This is a genomic window from Citrobacter sp. wls826 (genome assembly GCF_005281245.1).
Taxonomy (GTDB): Bacteria; Pseudomonadota; Gammaproteobacteria; order Enterobacterales; family Enterobacteriaceae; genus Citrobacter; species Citrobacter braakii.
This window is the reverse complement of sequence record NZ_SZWS01000027.1, coordinates 147,005-162,884: the sequence shown is the minus strand read 5'-3', so window position 1 is coordinate 162,884 and position 15,880 is coordinate 147,005. Positions and strand designations below refer to the sequence as shown.

The 15,880-nt window shown below is 53.4% G+C and carries 18 protein-coding genes; 6 read left to right on the top strand and 12 right to left on the bottom strand.

All coding sequences use genetic code 11. From position 1 onward, the window contains the following. From FDW87_RS22010 to FDW87_RS06640, 3 genes are all read left to right on the top strand, one after another. Positions 1-350: hydroxyethylthiazole kinase (locus FDW87_RS22010; protein ID WP_252363053.1), on the top strand; the 350-nt coding region annotated here is incomplete at its 5' end. After that, complete coding sequence (gene thiD / locus FDW87_RS06645; RefSeq protein ID WP_016156956.1) at positions 347-1,147, top strand: bifunctional hydroxymethylpyrimidine kinase/phosphomethylpyrimidine kinase; 801 nt, start codon at positions 347-349, stop codon at positions 1,145-1,147. The genes FDW87_RS22010 and thiD, both read left to right, overlap by 4 nt. Before the next feature lie 41 nt (positions 1,148-1,188). Beyond that, complete coding sequence (locus tag FDW87_RS06640; protein ID WP_016153677.1) at positions 1,189-1,935, top strand: GntR family transcriptional regulator; 747 nt, start codon at positions 1,189-1,191, stop codon at positions 1,933-1,935. Here the strand turns inward: FDW87_RS06640 and FDW87_RS06635 are convergent. From FDW87_RS06635 to FDW87_RS06625, 3 genes are read right to left on the bottom strand one after another with little or no spacing between them, the layout of a single operon-like run. Further along, complete coding sequence (locus FDW87_RS06635) at positions 1,909-2,874, bottom strand: PfkB family carbohydrate kinase (RefSeq protein ID WP_049269029.1); 966 nt, start codon at positions 2,872-2,874, stop codon at positions 1,909-1,911. The two genes, FDW87_RS06640 and FDW87_RS06635, sit on opposite strands and share 27 nt — an antisense overlap. After that, positions 2,871-3,875 (bottom strand): ADP-ribosylglycohydrolase family protein, encoded by a 1,005-nt coding sequence (locus tag FDW87_RS06630; protein ID WP_019077202.1) that lies wholly within the window; start codon positions 3,873-3,875, stop codon positions 2,871-2,873. Before FDW87_RS06630 ends, FDW87_RS06635 begins: the two co-directional genes overlap by 4 nt. Further along, entirely contained in the window at positions 3,872-5,149 is a 1,278-nt protein-coding gene (locus tag FDW87_RS06625; RefSeq protein WP_049269027.1) for a nucleoside permease, read from the bottom strand. Before FDW87_RS06625 ends, FDW87_RS06630 begins: the two co-directional genes overlap by 4 nt. Before the next feature lie 252 nt (positions 5,150-5,401). Here FDW87_RS06625 and fbaB point away from each other — a divergent pair, with 252 nt between their 5' ends. Continuing rightward, on the top strand, positions 5,402-6,454 hold the full coding sequence (fbaB, locus tag FDW87_RS06615) for a class I fructose-bisphosphate aldolase (RefSeq protein WP_016153672.1): 1,053 nt from the start codon (positions 5,402-5,404) through the stop codon (positions 6,452-6,454). 22 nt (positions 6,455-6,476) lie between these two features. Here fbaB and yegS read toward each other — a convergent pair whose 3' ends face one another. From yegS to FDW87_RS06580, 7 genes are all read right to left on the bottom strand, one after another. Further along, entirely contained in the window at positions 6,477-7,376 is a 900-nt protein-coding gene (yegS, locus tag FDW87_RS06610) for a lipid kinase YegS (RefSeq protein ID WP_046275436.1), read from the bottom strand. A gap of 131 nt (positions 7,377-7,507) precedes the next feature. Further along, on the bottom strand, positions 7,508-8,239 hold the full coding sequence (artJ, locus tag FDW87_RS06605; protein ID WP_016153670.1) for an arginine ABC transporter substrate-binding protein ArtJ: 732 nt from the start codon (positions 8,237-8,239) through the stop codon (positions 7,508-7,510). 246 nt (positions 8,240-8,485) lie between these two features. Further along, positions 8,486-9,154 carry an arginine ABC transporter permease ArtM gene (artM, locus tag FDW87_RS06600; RefSeq protein ID WP_016153669.1) on the bottom strand — a complete coding sequence of 223 codons (669 nt, stop codon included), beginning with the start codon at positions 9,152-9,154 and terminating at the stop codon, positions 8,486-8,488. Next, complete coding sequence (gene artQ / locus FDW87_RS06595; RefSeq protein WP_016153668.1) at positions 9,154-9,870, bottom strand: arginine ABC transporter permease ArtQ; 717 nt, start codon at positions 9,868-9,870, stop codon at positions 9,154-9,156. Before artQ ends, artM begins: the two co-directional genes overlap by 1 nt. Positions 9,871-9,876: 6 nt before the next feature. Next, entirely contained in the window at positions 9,877-10,608 is a 732-nt protein-coding gene (gene artI, locus FDW87_RS06590) for an arginine ABC transporter substrate-binding protein ArtI (RefSeq protein WP_003027298.1), read from the bottom strand. Positions 10,609-10,624: 16 nt separating this feature from the next. Beyond that, positions 10,625-11,353 (bottom strand): arginine ABC transporter ATP-binding protein ArtP, encoded by a 729-nt coding sequence (gene artP, locus FDW87_RS06585; protein WP_016156950.1) that lies wholly within the window; start codon positions 11,351-11,353, stop codon positions 10,625-10,627. Positions 11,354-11,578: 225 nt separating this feature from the next. Beyond that, positions 11,579-12,094: a lipoprotein gene (locus FDW87_RS06580; protein WP_019077200.1), complete on the bottom strand. Its 516-nt coding sequence runs from the start codon at positions 12,092-12,094 to the stop codon at positions 11,579-11,581. Between the two features lie 251 nt (positions 12,095-12,345). Here FDW87_RS06580 and FDW87_RS06575 point away from each other — a divergent pair, with 251 nt between their 5' ends. After that, positions 12,346-12,669: a heavy metal-binding domain-containing protein gene (locus FDW87_RS06575; RefSeq protein WP_001160725.1), complete on the top strand. Its 324-nt coding sequence runs from the start codon at positions 12,346-12,348 to the stop codon at positions 12,667-12,669. After that, positions 12,666-13,496 carry an N-acetylmuramoyl-L-alanine amidase gene (locus tag FDW87_RS06570; RefSeq protein WP_016156948.1) on the top strand — a complete coding sequence of 277 codons (831 nt, stop codon included), beginning with the start codon at positions 12,666-12,668 and terminating at the stop codon, positions 13,494-13,496. The genes FDW87_RS06575 and FDW87_RS06570 overlap by 4 nt, the downstream gene beginning before the upstream one ends. Here the strand turns inward: FDW87_RS06570 and FDW87_RS06565 are convergent. Both FDW87_RS06565 and FDW87_RS06560 read right to left on the bottom strand, forming a co-directional pair. Continuing rightward, positions 13,493-14,506 carry an NAD(P)-dependent oxidoreductase gene (locus tag FDW87_RS06565; RefSeq protein WP_016153664.1) on the bottom strand — a complete coding sequence of 338 codons (1,014 nt, stop codon included), beginning with the start codon at positions 14,504-14,506 and terminating at the stop codon, positions 13,493-13,495. The two genes, FDW87_RS06570 and FDW87_RS06565, sit on opposite strands and share 4 nt — an antisense overlap. 94 nt (positions 14,507-14,600) lie before the next feature. Further along, a partial coding sequence (locus FDW87_RS06560) for a DUF2867 domain-containing protein (protein ID WP_252363052.1) occupies positions 14,601-15,880 on the bottom strand: 1,280 nt, incomplete at its 5' end.

Sequence of the window (15,880 nt, the reverse complement as noted above, 5' to 3'; positions counted from 1 at the left end):
CCGATACGGCAGCCGCTGCGCTTCCCGCAGCGCAGGCACTGGCTCGTCAGGTTGGGACCATTGTCGTGGTTACCGGCGAAATTGACTATGTCACCGATGGTCAGCGTACCGTCTGCGTGAACGGCGGTGATCCGTTGATGACGCGCGTGGTGGGCACCGGATGCGCGCTGTCGGCGGTCGTTGCGGCCAGTTGCGCCCTGCACGGTGACCGGCTTGATAACGTCGCCTCCGCCTGTAGCTGGATGAAACAGGCCGGACAAATAGCCACTCGACAATCAACCGGACCGGGCAGTTTTGTCCCGGCATTTATTGACGCCCTCTATAACCTGAACGCGCAGGAGCAACTATGAAACGGATTAACGCATTAACGATTGCCGGAACCGATCCAAGCGGTGGCGCAGGTATTCAGGCCGATTTAAAAACGTTCTCGGCGCTTGGCGCTTACGGCTGCTCGGTTATTACGGCGTTGGTGGCGCAAAATACGCGCGGGGTGCAGTCGGTGTATCGCATTGAACCTGACTTTGTCGCCGCGCAGCTGGATTCGGTGTTCAGTGATGTGCGTATCGACACCACTAAAATCGGTATGCTGGCGGAAACGGATATTGTTGAAGCGGTCGCCGAACGCTTGCGTCGCCATCGGGTGCAAAATGTCGTGCTGGATACAGTGATGCTGGCGAAAAGCGGCGATCCGTTGCTGTCTCCTTCGGCGGTTGAAACGCTGCGTACCCATTTGCTGCCGCAGGTTTCGATTATCACCCCAAATTTACCCGAAGCTGCGGCGCTGCTCGGGGCTCCCCATGCGCAGACTGAGCAGGAGATGTTAGAGCAGGGAAGGGCGCTGCGGGCGCTGGGTTGCGAGGCGGTGTTGATGAAAGGCGGTCATCTGGAGGATGCGCAAAGCCCCGACTGGCTCTTTACCCGTGATGGCGAGCAGCGTTTTACCGCGCCAAGGGTGATGACCAAAAATACCCACGGTACTGGCTGTACGCTATCGGCGGCACTGGCGGCGCTGCGTCCGCGCCATGACAACTGGGCACAGACAGTGCAGGAAGCTAAGTTGTGGCTTTCAGCGGCATTGGCGCAGGCCGACACCCTGGAAGTCGGTGAGGGAATTGGTCCGGTGCATCATTTCCACGCGTGGTGGTAATGAGTATACTGGCTGCAGAAACGGCTGCAGGAAAAAGATAAATGGAACAAGCGCATACCCAGCTTATCGCGCAACTGAATGAACGTATTTCCGCGGCAGATAACACGCCGCTGTATATGAAATTTGCGCAAACGGTGAAAAACGCTGTGCGTAGCGGGATTCTGGAGCATGGAAACATCCTGCCCGGCGAGCGCGATCTCAGCCAGTTGACCGGCGTTTCGCGAATTACGGTTCGTAAGGCGATGCAGGCTTTGGAAGAAGAAGGCGTCGTGACGCGCGCCCGCGGTTACGGGACGCAGATCAACAACATCTTCGAGTATTCGCTAAAAGAAGCGCGTGGTTTTTCACAGCAGGTGGTGTTGCGCGGTAAAAAACCAGATACGCTGTGGGTTAACAAGCGGATTGTGCCTTGCCCGGAAGAGGTAGCGCAGCAGCTGGCTGTTGCCACGGGGAGTGACGTCTTCTTGCTCAAGCGCATTCGCTACGTAGATGAAGATGCGGTTTCTATTGAAGAGTCATGGGTTCCTGCCCATCTAATTCATGACGTGGATGCCATCGGCGTTTCACTGTATGACTATTTTCGCAGCCAGCATATTTTCCCGCAGCGCACCCGCTCACGTGTCAGTGCCCGAATGCCTGACGCAGAGTTCCAGGCGCACATTCAAATGGACAGCAAAGTGCCGGTGCTGGTGATCAAGCAGGTAGCGCTTGACCAGCAGCAACGGCCCATTGAATACAGCATCAGCTATTGTCGAAGCGACCTATACGTGTTTGTGTGCGAGGAGTAACGCCTCGCGCGTAGGGGCGCAATCGCCCCCGCGATGCCCTACCACCCAGGACGCCACGGCGTTTCCAAGCAGTACCGCGTCAGCCAGCGACCAGCCAGACGCCAGTCCAGCCAGCATGCCGCCAGCGTGGCTGTCACCTGCGCCAATGGTATCAACGACCGCTGTCGAAAATGCCGGTATGCAACCGGAAGTTTGGGTGCTGAAATACCACGCACCGTCTTTATCGTGGCGTACCACCACCGGTGTGGCAAAACGTTGCACCCATTGTGCGCCAAAACCTTCTATATCCTGGCTTAATGCAAACCGCTCGGCGGCAATTTCCGCCTCCTGCCGATTGAGCGATACCAGTGGACGGCAGGCCATAATTCTTGCCAGTAAGGGCTCGGGAATGTCGCCGATGCGTGGGCCAAAATCGATAAACGGCGTCACTTCCTCCAGCCCTTCCAGCCAATGCACCAGCAACTCACCACACGGAGAGGCTAACTGATAGCCCGAGAGATAAACCAGGCTGTGACGTGGGATCTCCAGCTGTGCCAGCCAGTCAGCGTTCCACTGATTTTCGACGCCACTAAAGGACATAAAGGTACGTTCGCCATCCGGCTCGACCAGAGCCAGACACCAGCCGTTATCGCCTGCGGCGTTATCGATCAGGCTGTGCAGTCCCTCTTTTGCCATCCGGTTGCGGATAATATCGGCCCACACTCCCTGACCCAGCGGTAAAGCATTACTGGCGTCGATACCTAACCGCTTGAGTGCTACGGCGATATTGAGCGCGCAGCCGCCAACGTTCACCCCTTGCTGTTTGAGTTCAATGTCACATCCGCGCCAGGGAAGGGCATACGCATCGGCAATGACATCAATCACCGCCGCACCCACCACCGTAACGGGTCGCTGTGTGCGTAACTGCGGGAGAAGTTGTTGCAGACGCGTGGTGCTCATAGTGCCTCCCGCTGCTCGCGCAGTCGCATCAATCCACTGGCGTAGCGGATAAAGTCCAGCTGATTTACCGCATCGAGCTCATGTTTCAATGCCGGATTAATCGCACTTACGCCGTGGAGCGCGCCACAAATGGCAGTTGCCATCGCCCCGATGGTGTCGGTATCGCCCCCGAGGTTCGCGCACAGAATGGCGCAGCGGTTAGGATCGGTCTGCGCCAGCTCAACCATAGCGATGGCGCATGGCACGGATTCAATGGTACTGGTTCCGGCCCCTACAACCTGATACAACTGCTCGCAGGCAGACTCAATGCCGTCAGCGTTACGGACAATTTTCAGCGCCAGTTCAAGGCGTGCAGAGAGCGATGCGCTAAAGGTAGTGATCCTTTTTTGCTGCGCATGCCGGGCAATGGCTGGCAGCGCGTCGACAATCTCTGACCATTTTCCGCCGTCGATAGCGCGTGATACCGCCCATGCGACCACCACTGCGCCAGCGATAGCCAAATCCGATTTATGCGTCGGGCTGGAGGCTAATGCCACATCATCGATAAAGGCATCGAGATCGCGCGCGGGGAGCAGACATCCCAGCGGTGAAACGCGCATTGCCGCTCCGTTGGTAACGCCGTTATTTTCCAGTTCGGCGACAGGTTTGCCGTCGCGAATGGCTTTTAGCGCAATTTTTGAGGTCGGGCCGAGCACGTTTTTATTAAAAGCATCAAAACGTTCGGCCCAGGCCAGAATATTGCGGCCAATAACGTCGGGTACAATCTCTCCGTCGCACTCAAGCAGGGCATCAGCCAGACACAGCGCCATGGAGGTGTCATCAGTGAACTCCGCCTGGTTAAAATAGCAGGCGGCATTATTCTCCGCAGGGCCGGGTAAAAAACGGTCGATCCAACCGAAATGGGCTTTAACCCGGGTTCTGGGCCACAGTTCCGACGGCATACCCATCGCATCCCCTAACGCCTGCCCATAAAGAGCACCGAGAATACGTTCTGCTTTCATTTTACTTCCCCTTGTTTCAACGCTACATCGCGATCATCCACCTTAATGGCGGTGATTTCTTTATCTGACTCGCGAAAGAAAATCATAAACATTACGGCAATGACGGCGATCATGACCGCGCCAAATCCCCACATGCCAGCCCAGTTAAAGGTAAGACCATTCACCGGTTCCTGATAAGCAAACATTTTTTCCATCATCACGCCGCCCAGACGATAACCGAGCAGGCTACCGAATCCCTGACAGCAGAGGGTGATAAGCCCTTGCGCCGCGGTGCGCATATGTACGGGCGCTTTTTTATCGACATAAATGTAGGCTGTGACGTAGTAGAAGTCGTAACTGACGCCGTGCAGCAGAATGCCGAGAAACAGCAGAGCGTAAGTGAAATATTCTTCCGCGCCGCCGTAAACGAAAAATCCGTAGCGGATAGCCGCAGTAATAAGACCAAGCAGCAATACCTTTTTAATGCCAAAGCGTTTGGTGAAAAACGGTAGCGCCAGCATAAAGAAGATTTCAGAGAACTGGCCCAGCGTCATCCAGCCGGTGGCGTTTTTCATCCCGACTTCTGTCAGATAACCGTTGGCGAAGATGTAATAGAACGCCAGCGGCATCGCGAACAGAAAAGAGCAAAAGAAAAAGACGAGGAAGTTCTTATCCCGCAGCAGGATCAGCGCATCCAGACCCAGCATGACCTTGAAATCCATTTTGCCGGTACTTTTCGGCGGCGTATCCGGTAAAAAGAACGCAAAGACGCCTAACAGAGCGGAGCTTCCGGCAGTGATAAGCAGAGGAATATTGGTAGGGGAGATGTCACTATAGCCAAGCATTTGCGGTAAGAAACCGCAGGCCAAACCAGAGGCGATCCAGCCAATGGTCCCCATCACACGGATGCGCGGGAAATCACGCTCAACATCACTGACGTTGGCAAAAGCGATACTGTTGGTCAGCGCAATCGTCGGCATATAGGTCAACGAATAGGCCAGTAACAGCGGGAAAAATCCGCTGAAGGTGGTTTGCTGGGCGGCGAAGTACATCAAAATAGCGCCGACGAACATCAGCACCGCCAGCACTTTTTGCGCGGAGAAAAAACGGTCAGTGACAGAACCGACCAGGATGGGCGACAGGATCGCAGCAATCGCGGTACAGGCGTAGGACCAGCCGATCTCCCCGGCGCTAAAGCCACTTTTACTCAGCCACAGCCACAGCGGTACAAACCAGGCGCCCCAGATAAACCACTCTATAAACATCATGAACGACAGCTTAACTGTAGTTTTCATCTTTAAATCCTTCATGACAGGTAAGGTACGCACTGATAGTACCATTCGATAATACCTTTAAAATACCTTTGAGGTCTAAATTTGACCGCCTTAACATTATTTCTTCCTGAATCGAGCCAGCAGAAGTTGCTGAAAAGTGCGCTAAAGATGGAAAAAAAACGCAGTCGGTACCAGGCTTATTGCTGCCCGCAACAAAGCGGGTCAGGACAATCCACATTCCGGTTTCAAATCGGAACTTACGGGAGCATAGCTATGACTGATATTGCGCAGTTGCTTGGCAAAGATGCCGACAACCTTTTACAGCATCGTTGTATGACCATTCCTTCTGACCAACTTTACCTGCCTGGACATGATTACGTCGATCGCGTGATGGTGGATAACAACCGTCCGCCAGCGGTGCTGCGTAATATGCAAACGCTGTATAACACGGGCCGACTGGCTGGGACAGGTTATCTGTCAATTCTACCGGTGGATCAGGGCGTGGAACACTCCGCGGGGGCATCGTTTGCGGCTAACCCGCTGTACTTTGATCCGAAGAATATTGTGGAACTGGCTATCGAAGCAGGGTGTAACTGCGTGGCATCGACCTATGGCGTGCTGGCTTCCGTCTCCCGTCGCTACGCGCACCGCATTCCGTTTCTTGTAAAAATTAACCACAACGAAACGCTGAGCTACCCCAATACGTTTGACCAGACGCTGTATGCCAGCGTAGAACAGGCATTCAATATGGGCGCGGTTGCGGTAGGGGCAACCATCTATTTCGGTTCAGAGGAGTCCCGTCGCCAGATTGAAGAGATTTCTGCGGCGTTCGAGCGCGCTCATGAACTGGGGATGGTCACCGTGCTATGGGCGTATCTGCGTAACTCCGCGTTTAAAAAAGATGGCGTGGATTACCATGTTTCCGCCGATCTCACCGGGCAGGCTAACCATCTGGCAGCCACTATCGGGGCGGATATCGTTAAGCAGAAAATGGCGGAAAATAACGGCGGGTATAAAGCAGTCAACTTTGGCTACACCGACGATCGCGTTTACAGCAAGCTGACCAGCGACAACCCAATCGATCTGGTGCGTTATCAGCTGGCGAACTGCTATATGGGGCGCGCCGGATTAATTAACTCTGGCGGTGCGGCTGGCGGCGAAACCGATCTGAGCGATGCGGTACGTACGGCGGTGATTAACAAACGTGCTGGCGGCATGGGGCTGATTCTTGGACGAAAAGCATTCAAGAAAACCATGGCTGACGGCGTTAAGCTGATTAACGCCGTGCAGGATGTTTATCTGGACAGCAAAGTCACCATTGCCTGATTCCAGTTGGGGGGGCGTCGTGTTAACGCAGTAGCGGACAACCCGGCGGCAGTCTGCAACGTAGCGCTGCGGGCAGGATTTCAATATGAAATTCTTGTCCGCTAAGCGGTTCGCCATCGAGATTAAACGTAATTTCGTGCGGGGCGCGGATATCAAACCACGATGATGCGCCTTCGATGATGTTAGGGTTGTCTTCGGATTGCGTTAACGCCGAAAGCAGCCCTGGCAGCAGCTCTTCGCCGGTAAAAATACGCAGTTGCAGCAGACCATCGTTGATCAGCGCCGTCGGGCAAAGCTGTTGCCCACCACCGGCCTGACGACCATTACCGATACCAATGACCAGCGCCTTACCCTGCCAGTGAAAATCTTCCCCACGAATGTCGCAGATGTCGGGTTTGAGCGTATCCATGCGCATTAATCCGTGAATAAAGTACGATACGCCACCTAATGCGGCCTTGAGTTTTTCTGGCGTCTCGCTGGTGATGCGTGTGCCGAAGCCGCCGGTCGCCATATTGATAAAACAGGTTTTATCATTGACCTGAACCATATCGATATCAGTCGCATTTCCGGCGATAGCCAGTTTTAACGCCTTATCAAGGGCGTCGGGTATGCCTACGCTGGTTGCAAAATCATTCGCCGTTCCCAACGGTAAAATACCTAGCGCCGGGATATTGCCGCCCTGCGACTGGATCAGCGCCGTCGAGACTTCGTTAATTGTGCCGTCGCCGCCGCCGGCAATCACCGTTGCAACACCTAACTGGCGAGCTTCATCAACGTAGCGTTGGGCGTCGCCTTTTTCCCAGGTAACGCGAACATGGATTTCCACGCCTTCATCGCGTAGCTCTGCAATGACATCACGCAGGGGGAGATTATCAGCACTTTTTCCGTTGAGGATCAGTAAACTGGCAGGGAACGCTATCATCCGTTTGCCTCACTTTTTTTCGTTTTAACAAGTGTACGCCAGGAATGGGTTTATGGCGTAAGAACTGACTGAAAGCGAAGGCGAAGAGATAAAAAAAGCCGCAGAATGCGGCTTTTCAGATTGGGCGGACGTTACTGTGGGAACCACTGATCGCTGATTTTTTGGTACGTGCCGTCAGCTTTGATTGCGGCCAGCGCGCTATTCAGTTTTTCCAGCAGGGCTTTGTTATCTGGGCGAACCGCAATGCCAAGACCAGTACCGAAGTATTGTGGGTCGGTCACTTTGTCAGTGGCTACACCTAACTGCGGGTTGGTTTTCAGCCACTCGTTAACCACGGCGGTATCGCCAAATACGCCATCAATACGACCATTTTTCAGGTCGATAATCGCATTCTGATAGCTGTCGTAGGCCACGGTTTTCACTTCAGGGTGTTTGTCCTGCAGGTATTTCTGGTGCGTGGTGCCGTTTTCCATGCCAATGCGTTTCCCTTTCAGGTCGGCAAAGGTTTTATAGGTGTCTTTTTTCGCAATCACCAGCGCGGAGTTTGCATAGTAAGGCTGAGTAAATGCCACCTGCTTGCTACGCTCAGGCGTGATGTCCATTCCGGAAATCACCGCATCATATTTTTTGAATTTCAGCGCGGGAATCAAGCTATCAAAAGCATGATTGGTGAAAGTACAGTCAGCCTGCATTTGTTTGCACAGTGCCGTTGCCAGGTCGATGTCAAAACCGACAATTTTATTGCTTGCATCCAGTGACTCAAATGGCGGATAAGTTGCTGATACACCGAAACTAATTTTATCAGCAGCTGAGGCGCCAGCGGCGAAAGTAGCAAGTAATGCGGCCAGTACTAACTTTTTCATGGTGGAACTCCCGTCTGTCAATCTTATGATTATTTACCGTGTCTGCGGCGTGAATTAACAATGCCATTTAATGAATTTATATGCAATAAAAATGATTAACTATTTTTTCTGGTATAAAAAAAGACGGACAATTTAGGTTGTTGTCCGTCTTTTTTATTTTGGCTTTATGCATATTCACCGGAGAGTGTACAACGGAAGATGAATCGTAGCCTGATAAGCGTAGCGCCATCAGACATAAAAACCGATTTAATTCCGGTGTTCAAACGCCAGCGCTTTACGTTCGATCAAGCGCATCATCAGCGTCAGCAAACCGTTGACGATCAGGTAAATCACACCCGCCGCGCCGAAAACCATGACGTCATAAGTGCGACCGTACAGCAGCTGACTATAGCCCATGACTTCCATCAGCGTGATGGTGTATGCCAGTGAGGTACTTTTAAACACCAGCACCACTTCGTTGGAATACGAGGAGAGGGCGCGTTTAAAGGCGTACGGCAACAGAATCGCCAGCGTATCCTTCTTACTCATCCCCAACGCTCCACAGGACTGCCACTGGCCTTCCGGGATTGCGCGGATAGCACCGTAGAACAGTTGAGTGGTATAAGCCGCACTGTTTAACGATAGCGCAATTAAGGCGCACAGCCACGGTTCAGAGAGCAGGTGCCACAGTACCGGATACTCCTGTAGCGTCGGGAACTGCCCTGGCCCGTAGTAGATCAGGAAGATTTGCACCAGCAGCGGAGTACCGGTAAACAACGTGATATAGGCGCGAACCAACCAGACCACAATCGGCGTTTTTAGCGTCAGGATGACGGTGAAAACCAGCGCCAGCACCAGAGCAACCACGATGGAGGCGACCGTCAGCGTCAGGCTGGTATGCAGCCCTTTTAACAATTCAGGTAAATACTCAAGCATCAGCCTGGTCTCCGCTCAAATCGTGTCGCGCGCAGGTCAATGCGTTTGAGAATGTACTGACTCACCAGCGTAATCACCAGGTAAATAGCCGCCGCCACAATGTACCAGGTAAACGGCTCCTGGGTACGGGTGGCAATGCTCTTGGTTTGCAGCATCAGATCGTTCACGCTGATAAGGCTGACCAGCGCGGTATCTTTCAGCAATACCAGCCACTGGTTACCCAGTCCCGGCAGAGCGTGGCGCCACATCTGCGGCATCACCAGGCGAAAGAAGATCGCGGCTTTAGACAAACCCAACGCCTGACCTGATTCCCATTGTCCGAGTGGTACGGCCTTCAGCGCGCCACGCAGCGTTTGTGACGCGTAAGCCGCATACAGCAATGACAGCGCAATCACACCGCACAGGAACGGGCTGACGTCAAAGTTTTCGATCTGCATCTGAACCGGGATTTGTACAAACCCGAGATTGATCGTAAAGCCATCGGCCAGCGTCAGCAGCAGCTGTGAAGAGCCGAAATAGATGAACAGAACCACCAGAATTTCCGGCAGACCACGCAGGATGGTGACCAGAGCTGAACCCGTCCATGCTACCGGACGCCATTTTACTGACTCCCAGACGGCAAAAAACATGGCGAGCGCGAGGCCAATAATCAGCGCACAAACGGCAAGGCCGACGGTCATCCCGGCGGCGCTTGCTAAAGGAAAAAATTCATTCATCAAGTATTACTTCTGGAACCATTTGTTGTAGATGGTCTCGTAAGTCCCATCTTTCTTCACTTTTTCCAGCGCAGCGTTAAATTTCTGCTGCAGCTCGGTATTGCCCTGGCGCACAGCGATGCCCAGACCCGTACCGAAGTAATCTTTATCCGTCACTTTGTCGCCAACTGCGGCCAGCTTTGGATTGTCTTTCAGCCATTCGGTCACCACTGCGGTATCACCAAATACGCCGTCAATACGACCATTTTGCAGATCGAGTTTGGCATTCTGGTAGCTGTCATACGGTACGGTGGTCACTTCCGGATGTTTATCCATGATGAATTTCTGGTGCGTAGTACCGTTTTGTACACCGACTTTTTTGCCTTTCAGCTGGTCAATGCTGGTGTATTTACCCTGTTGGCCAACAAACAGGGCAGAGTTGTCGTAATACGGGGTGGTGAACAGAACCTGTTTTTCACGCTCTGGCGTGATGTCCATACCGGCCATCACCGCGTCAAAACGACGGAATTTCAGGCTCGGGATCAGGCTGTCGAAGGCCTGATTGGTGAAGGTACAGGTCGCGTCAATCTCTTTACACAGCGCATTCGCCAGATCAACGTCAAACCCTACGATTTTGTTATTCGCATCAATAGATTCAAACGGAGGATAAGACGCTTCGGTGGCGAAACGGATGGTTTGGGCTGCGGTAGCGGAAAGGCTAAAACCTGCGATTAGCGCGGCAATCAGAACTTTTTTCATTGTATTGTCCCGAATCTTAGTGAGAGAGATAGTTTTTAAACGCTTCGGTTTGCGGGTTGGCAAAGCAGCTCGCATCCCCAAACTCGACGATATGACCGTTTTCCATATACACCACACGGCTGGCCGTTTTACGTGCAACTTCCACTTCGTGGGTGACGATCACCTGAGTAATGTTAGTTTCCGCCAGTTCACGAATGATGCTGACGATTTGGGCAGTAATTTCCGGATCAAGCGCTGCGGTAGGTTCATCAAACAGCAGCACCTGCGGCTCCATCATCAACGCACGGGCAATGGCCACACGCTGTTGCTGGCCACCGGAGAGATGCAGTGGGTAGCGATCGCTGTACGGCTTCAGGCGCAGACGTTCCAGCAATTTTTCGGCACGCGCCAGCGCTTGATCTTTTGTCAGACCCAGTACGCGGCAGGGCGCTTCAATCAGATTCTGCACAACCGTGAGATGCGGCCAAAGGTTGTATTGCTGGAAGACCATGCCCACGTTCTGACGCAGCTCCCGAATGGCTTTGTCTGATGGGGTCTTCGTGAAGTCGAAACGGTTTCCCGCAATAGAGAGTGTGCCCGAGCGCGGCATCTCAAGCAGGTTGAGTACGCGCAGCAGCGAGCTTTTCCCGGCTCCACTTGGGCCAAGTAACACCAGTGTTTCACCCTGAGGGCAATCCAGCGTGATATCGAACAGCGCCTGATGTGCGCCGTAGAAGCAGTTAATGCCGTTTAATTGAATACTCATTGACACTCGATACTGGCAGTCTGATAGCTATTGAAGCCGCAGATACTACCTTTGACAGAATAGTTATGCAATATTTATGCGTTAAAAGTTAAATGCAAACCGCATTCTTATCTAAACATAGCACAAAATAGCGGGGCCACCAGTGGGCAAGAATAATTGTCGGCATTCTATGCAGAATGCCAGACAATTTATGGGGGTTATGATTCAGGCGGGTGAATGGGGCGGTTAGCGGTTTTCGACAGACTGGCGCAGCGTCCCGGCTGGCGCGTGTACGCTGCCGCCCAGATAGCGGACATCGTCAATTACCCAGCACTGGCCTTCGCGGATCATCAGCACTTCATCACGCCAGCTTTGGTCACCCTGTTTAAGCTCTACGCGCAGCGGAATGTTGCGTGCATCACTATTCGGAATGGTCGATGCGCTGGCGACGCTGGCACTGTCCGGTAACGTAGCGCGACTAGAGAACGGATCGCTGTTAAACAGATCGCGATGCGCGTTATCACGGCTGGCATCGTTCAGCAGTTTCGCCAGGTTGTCGCTGAGGTACGGACGAAGGGGAGTAATGTCATTGTTTCGGTGCTGAATACGGTAATCATAGAATTGTTGAGCCACGCTGTCTGGCCCGCCTTCTACGCAAGAGCCGCTACGCGTGCCGTTATCTTTGTAGGCCGGCGTTACGGTAGTACAGGCGCTGAGAAGTAGTGCACATGGAACCAGCAGAGAGAGTTTCGAGTAGCGCATAATGATTTCCTTATTAGCTTTCTACTATTAGTGTTCTACGTTGATTTACATGTCATACTTCAAGTTGCTTGTGCGTTGGCTACGTGCGTTCACCCCAGTCACATAGTTATCTATGCTCCTGGGGATTCACTCTCTTGCCGCCTTCCTGCAACTCGAATTATTTTGTGTAAAGAATATATCCTTTCAATGATAGTGGATCGGTTCGATAATGCTTTTGAGATCGTGCTCTTAGCGCAAAAAGGAGATTAACCATGCAGTTTTCGACTACCCCTACGCTGGAAGGGCAGAGCATCGTGGAATACTGCGGTGTTGTGACTGGCGAAGCCATTTTAGGCGCGAATATCTTCCGCGATTTCTTCGCCGGCATTCGCGATATCGTCGGCGGTCGCTCCGGCGCGTATGAAAAAGAGCTGCGTAAAGCGCGTGAAATTGCTTTTCAGGAGCTTGGTGAACAGGCAAAAGCGCTCGGTGCTGATGCGGTAGTCGGTATCGATATCGATTACGAAACCGTGGGCAAAGACGGTAGCATGCTGATGGTGAGCGTCAGCGGCACTGCGGTGAAAACTCGCCGATGAAGCGTCTGCTGTCTCTGCTGGCATTAACGCTGCTGCTGGTAGGATGTGCTGGCGAAAAAGGGATTGTCGACAAAGACGGGTATCAGTTAGATACCCGTCGTCAGGCGCAGGCTGCTTACCCGCGCATTAAAGTGCTGGTTATCCATTACACGGCCGATGATTTCGACTCTTCTCTGGCTACGCTGACCGATAAAAACGTCAGCTCGCACTATCTGATCCCGGCAGTGCCGCCGCTCTACCACGGCAAACCGCGTATCTGGCAACTGGTGCCGGAAAAAGATCTGGCCTGGCATGCGGGGATTAGCTTCTGGCGCGGCGCTACGCGAATTAACGATACCTCGATCGGCATTGAGCTGGAAAACCGCGGCTGGCAAAAATCGGCGGGCAGCAAGTATTTTGCGCCGTTTGAACCCGCGCAAATTCAGGCGTTAATCCCCTTGGCGAAAGATATTATTGCCCGTTATGACATAAAACCACAGAACGTGGTGGCCCATGCGGATGTCGCACCGCAGCGCAAGGACGATCCAGGTCCGCTGTTTCCATGGGAAGAACTGGCCGCTCAGGGAATTGGCGCGTGGCCGGATGCTCAGCGGGTGGCGTTTTATCTTGCCGGGCGAGCGCCCGATACACCGGTAGAAACCTCATCATTGCTCGATCTGCTGTCGCGCTATGGTTATGAGGTAAAACCTGAAATGACGCCGCGTGAACAGCGGCGGGTGATTATGGCCTTCCAGATGCACTTCCGCCCGACGTTGTGGAACGGCGTGGCGGATGCAGAAACTCAGGCGATTGCCGAAGCGTTACTGGAGAAATACGGGCAGGGTTAACGCGGCAGCTTGCCGTGGTCACGCAGCCAGGCCGCGGTACGCTCAATCCCTTCATCCAGCGTCACAACGGGCTGATAACCTAATTCTTCCTGAGCGCGGGTGGTATCCAGCGTAAAGTCAAAATTCAGCTTCGAGACGCCGTAATGCGTAAGCTTTGGCTCTTTCGCGGATTTATTGCCTAACCGCTCCATGCTGCGGGCAATCATGTCCAGCATCGGGTAGGGTACGGAGCGGATACGACAATCAATATTTAGCTCGTCGATGAGTTTCTGCACAATACTGCGCAGGGTGCGATGCTCGCCGTTGGTAATGTTGTACGCACGACCCGACGGCAGATTATCGCAGGCTTGCTGACTTGCCAGCCACATCGCGTGCACCGCATTCTCGTAGTAGGTCATATCCACCAGCGCACTTCCGCCGTGCGGCAACAGAATGCTGCCGTAGTGGTACATCATATGGGCCAGGCGCGGGATAAAAACTTTATCGTGTGGTCCGAACAAGCTTTGCGGACGCAATACCGTAAAACGGGTCTGCGGGTTGGCCTGTGTCAGCAACGCAATCACATCTTCGCCAGCCGCTTTACTGCGGGCGAATTCATTGGCGAAGCGTTGGGGGCGGAAGTCCTCTTTGATATCGCGATGGTGGTGATAATCAAAATAGAGCGACGGTGATGAGATATGAATGAAGTTACGAACGCCCCAGGCCACGGCCCACTCGCCCAGACGGCGGGTTGCGCGAACGTTGGCCAGATCGAAGGCTTCCTGAGTTCCCCATGGTGAGGTAAAACTGGAGCAGTGCCACAGCGTATCGATACCGGCGAGCATCACTTTTGCCTGCGAAGAGACCAGCTCGGTCAAATCGGCATGCACAAACTCTGCGCCCATTTTCTCCAGCAGCTTGCCCATCGCTTCGTTGCGACCGGTAGCTCTGACGCTGACGCCTTTGCTGCATAAAAACTCAACCGCGTTTCGGCCTAAGCCGCTGGTGGCTCCGGTAACCAGTACCTTCATATCAATCCACTGTGTTTAAAAAACGTCGTGCGCATTCTTCCGTGAATTTCGTCTGTATGCAATGGGAAACATGAAAGAATACAGGCTCTTTTTATCATGAGTCTGTGATTTGTTCTGCAAGTTTAGCAATACGCTTCGCCATCCCTCTGAAAATGAACAGATGCGCCGGGATCATCAGCAGCCAATAGAAGAGGCCTGGCATGCCGTGCGGATGCCACCAGGCGCGGACATCAATGCGTCGGTGGTCGCCTTTATCTTCCAGCGTGAAGCTCAGTCGACCCAATCCTGGCGCTTTCATCCCAAACAGCAGCGTCAGCTGTTTTTCTGGCTCAACGATGATAACTTTCCAGCTATCAACGGTATCGCCAACCTGCAACAGAGAGTGTTGCGGTCTGCCTTTCGCCAGCTTATGGCCGACCAGCAGGTCCAACGCCGCGCGCGTTTTCCATAAAATATTGCCAAAGAAATAGCCTTCTTTGCCGCCGAGGCGATTCACCACCTGCCACAGCGCCTGCCGACTGGCGGAGGTTTCAACGCTAAAGCCAGCTTGTTTAGCGAAATAGCCATATTCGGGGCGCCAGCGGGCAAATGCCTGCGCGTCGTAACCCCAGTCGCTGGAATTGACCAGCTTCTCTTCTTCTTTCAACGTGCTGCGCACCGCGTCATCAAAGGCAATCAGCTTTTGCGGGATCAGCGTGCGTAATTCGGTGTCATCGGCCAGCAGGTCGTGTTTTAACCCCTGTATCAGCGCTTTTGCCGTGGTCGGCGGCACTGACGTTATGACGTTCAAAAACCAGACCGAAATCCAGCGGGTAGGAAAGGGGACAGGGATGAGCAGGCGATGTTTACCGCTGACCGCCATAAAATGCTCGAACTGCTCCTGATAGCTCAATACCTGCGGCCCGGCGGCTTCGAGTACGCGGTGTTGGCGTGTAGGATGATCCAACAACGCCACCAGGTAGTACATTAAATTCTCCAGCGCGATAGGCGTGGTACGCGAGCGCACCCAGCGCGGAGGGGTGAGTACCGGCAGGTTGTAGACCATGTCGCGCATCACTTCAAAGGCGGCAGAACCTGCCCCTACGATAATACCCGCGCGCAATTCGGTCATCGGCACGCCTGATTCGCGCAGGGTGTCCGCGGTTATCTGTCGCGCACGCAGATGATCGGATTGTTCATGCCGGGGAGCCTGTAATGAGCTCAGGAAAATAAGCTGTTTGACTGGCGTATCACGTAGCGCATCGCGCACGTTCATTGCTACCTGGCGCTCATGGGCGATAAAATCACCGCCTTCTCCCATGCCATGGACCAGGTAATAGACCGTATCAACGCCGGTCAGCAGCGGCGTTAGGTTATCTGGCCAATTCAAATCGA

Coding starts and splice junctions, on each gene's coding strand:
- FDW87_RS06635 (WP_049269029.1), bottom strand. CDS start 2,874: ATGAGCACCACGCGTCTGCAACAACTTCTCCCGCAGTTACGCACACAG.
- yegS (WP_046275436.1), bottom strand. CDS start 7,376: ATGATAGCGTTCCCTGCCAGTTTACTGATCCTCAACGGAAAAAGTGCT.
- FDW87_RS06575 (WP_001160725.1), top strand. CDS start 12,346: ATGCAGTTTTCGACTACCCCTACGCTGGAAGGGCAGAGCATCGTGGAA.
- fbaB (WP_016153672.1), top strand. CDS start 5,402: ATGACTGATATTGCGCAGTTGCTTGGCAAAGATGCCGACAACCTTTTA.
- artI (WP_003027298.1), bottom strand. CDS start 10,608: ATGAAAAAAGTTCTGATTGCCGCGCTAATCGCAGGTTTTAGCCTTTCC.
- artP (WP_016156950.1), bottom strand. CDS start 11,353: ATGAGTATTCAATTAAACGGCATTAACTGCTTCTACGGCGCACATCAG.
- FDW87_RS06630 (WP_019077202.1), bottom strand. CDS start 3,875: ATGAAAGCAGAACGTATTCTCGGTGCTCTTTATGGGCAGGCGTTAGGG.
- FDW87_RS06570 (WP_016156948.1), top strand. CDS start 12,666: ATGAAGCGTCTGCTGTCTCTGCTGGCATTAACGCTGCTGCTGGTAGGA.
- FDW87_RS06580 (WP_019077200.1), bottom strand. CDS start 12,094: ATGCGCTACTCGAAACTCTCTCTGCTGGTTCCATGTGCACTACTTCTC.
- artM (WP_016153669.1), bottom strand. CDS start 9,154: ATGCTTGAGTATTTACCTGAATTGTTAAAAGGGCTGCATACCAGCCTG.
- thiD (WP_016156956.1), top strand. CDS start 347: ATGAAACGGATTAACGCATTAACGATTGCCGGAACCGATCCAAGCGGT.
- FDW87_RS06565 (WP_016153664.1), bottom strand. CDS start 14,506: ATGAAGGTACTGGTTACCGGAGCCACCAGCGGCTTAGGCCGAAACGCG.
- FDW87_RS06640 (WP_016153677.1), top strand. CDS start 1,189: ATGGAACAAGCGCATACCCAGCTTATCGCGCAACTGAATGAACGTATT.
- FDW87_RS06625 (WP_049269027.1), bottom strand. CDS start 5,149: ATGAAAACTACAGTTAAGCTGTCGTTCATGATGTTTATAGAGTGGTTT.
- artJ (WP_016153670.1), bottom strand. CDS start 8,239: ATGAAAAAGTTAGTACTGGCCGCATTACTTGCTACTTTCGCCGCTGGC.
- artQ (WP_016153668.1), bottom strand. CDS start 9,870: ATGAATGAATTTTTTCCTTTAGCAAGCGCCGCCGGGATGACCGTCGGC.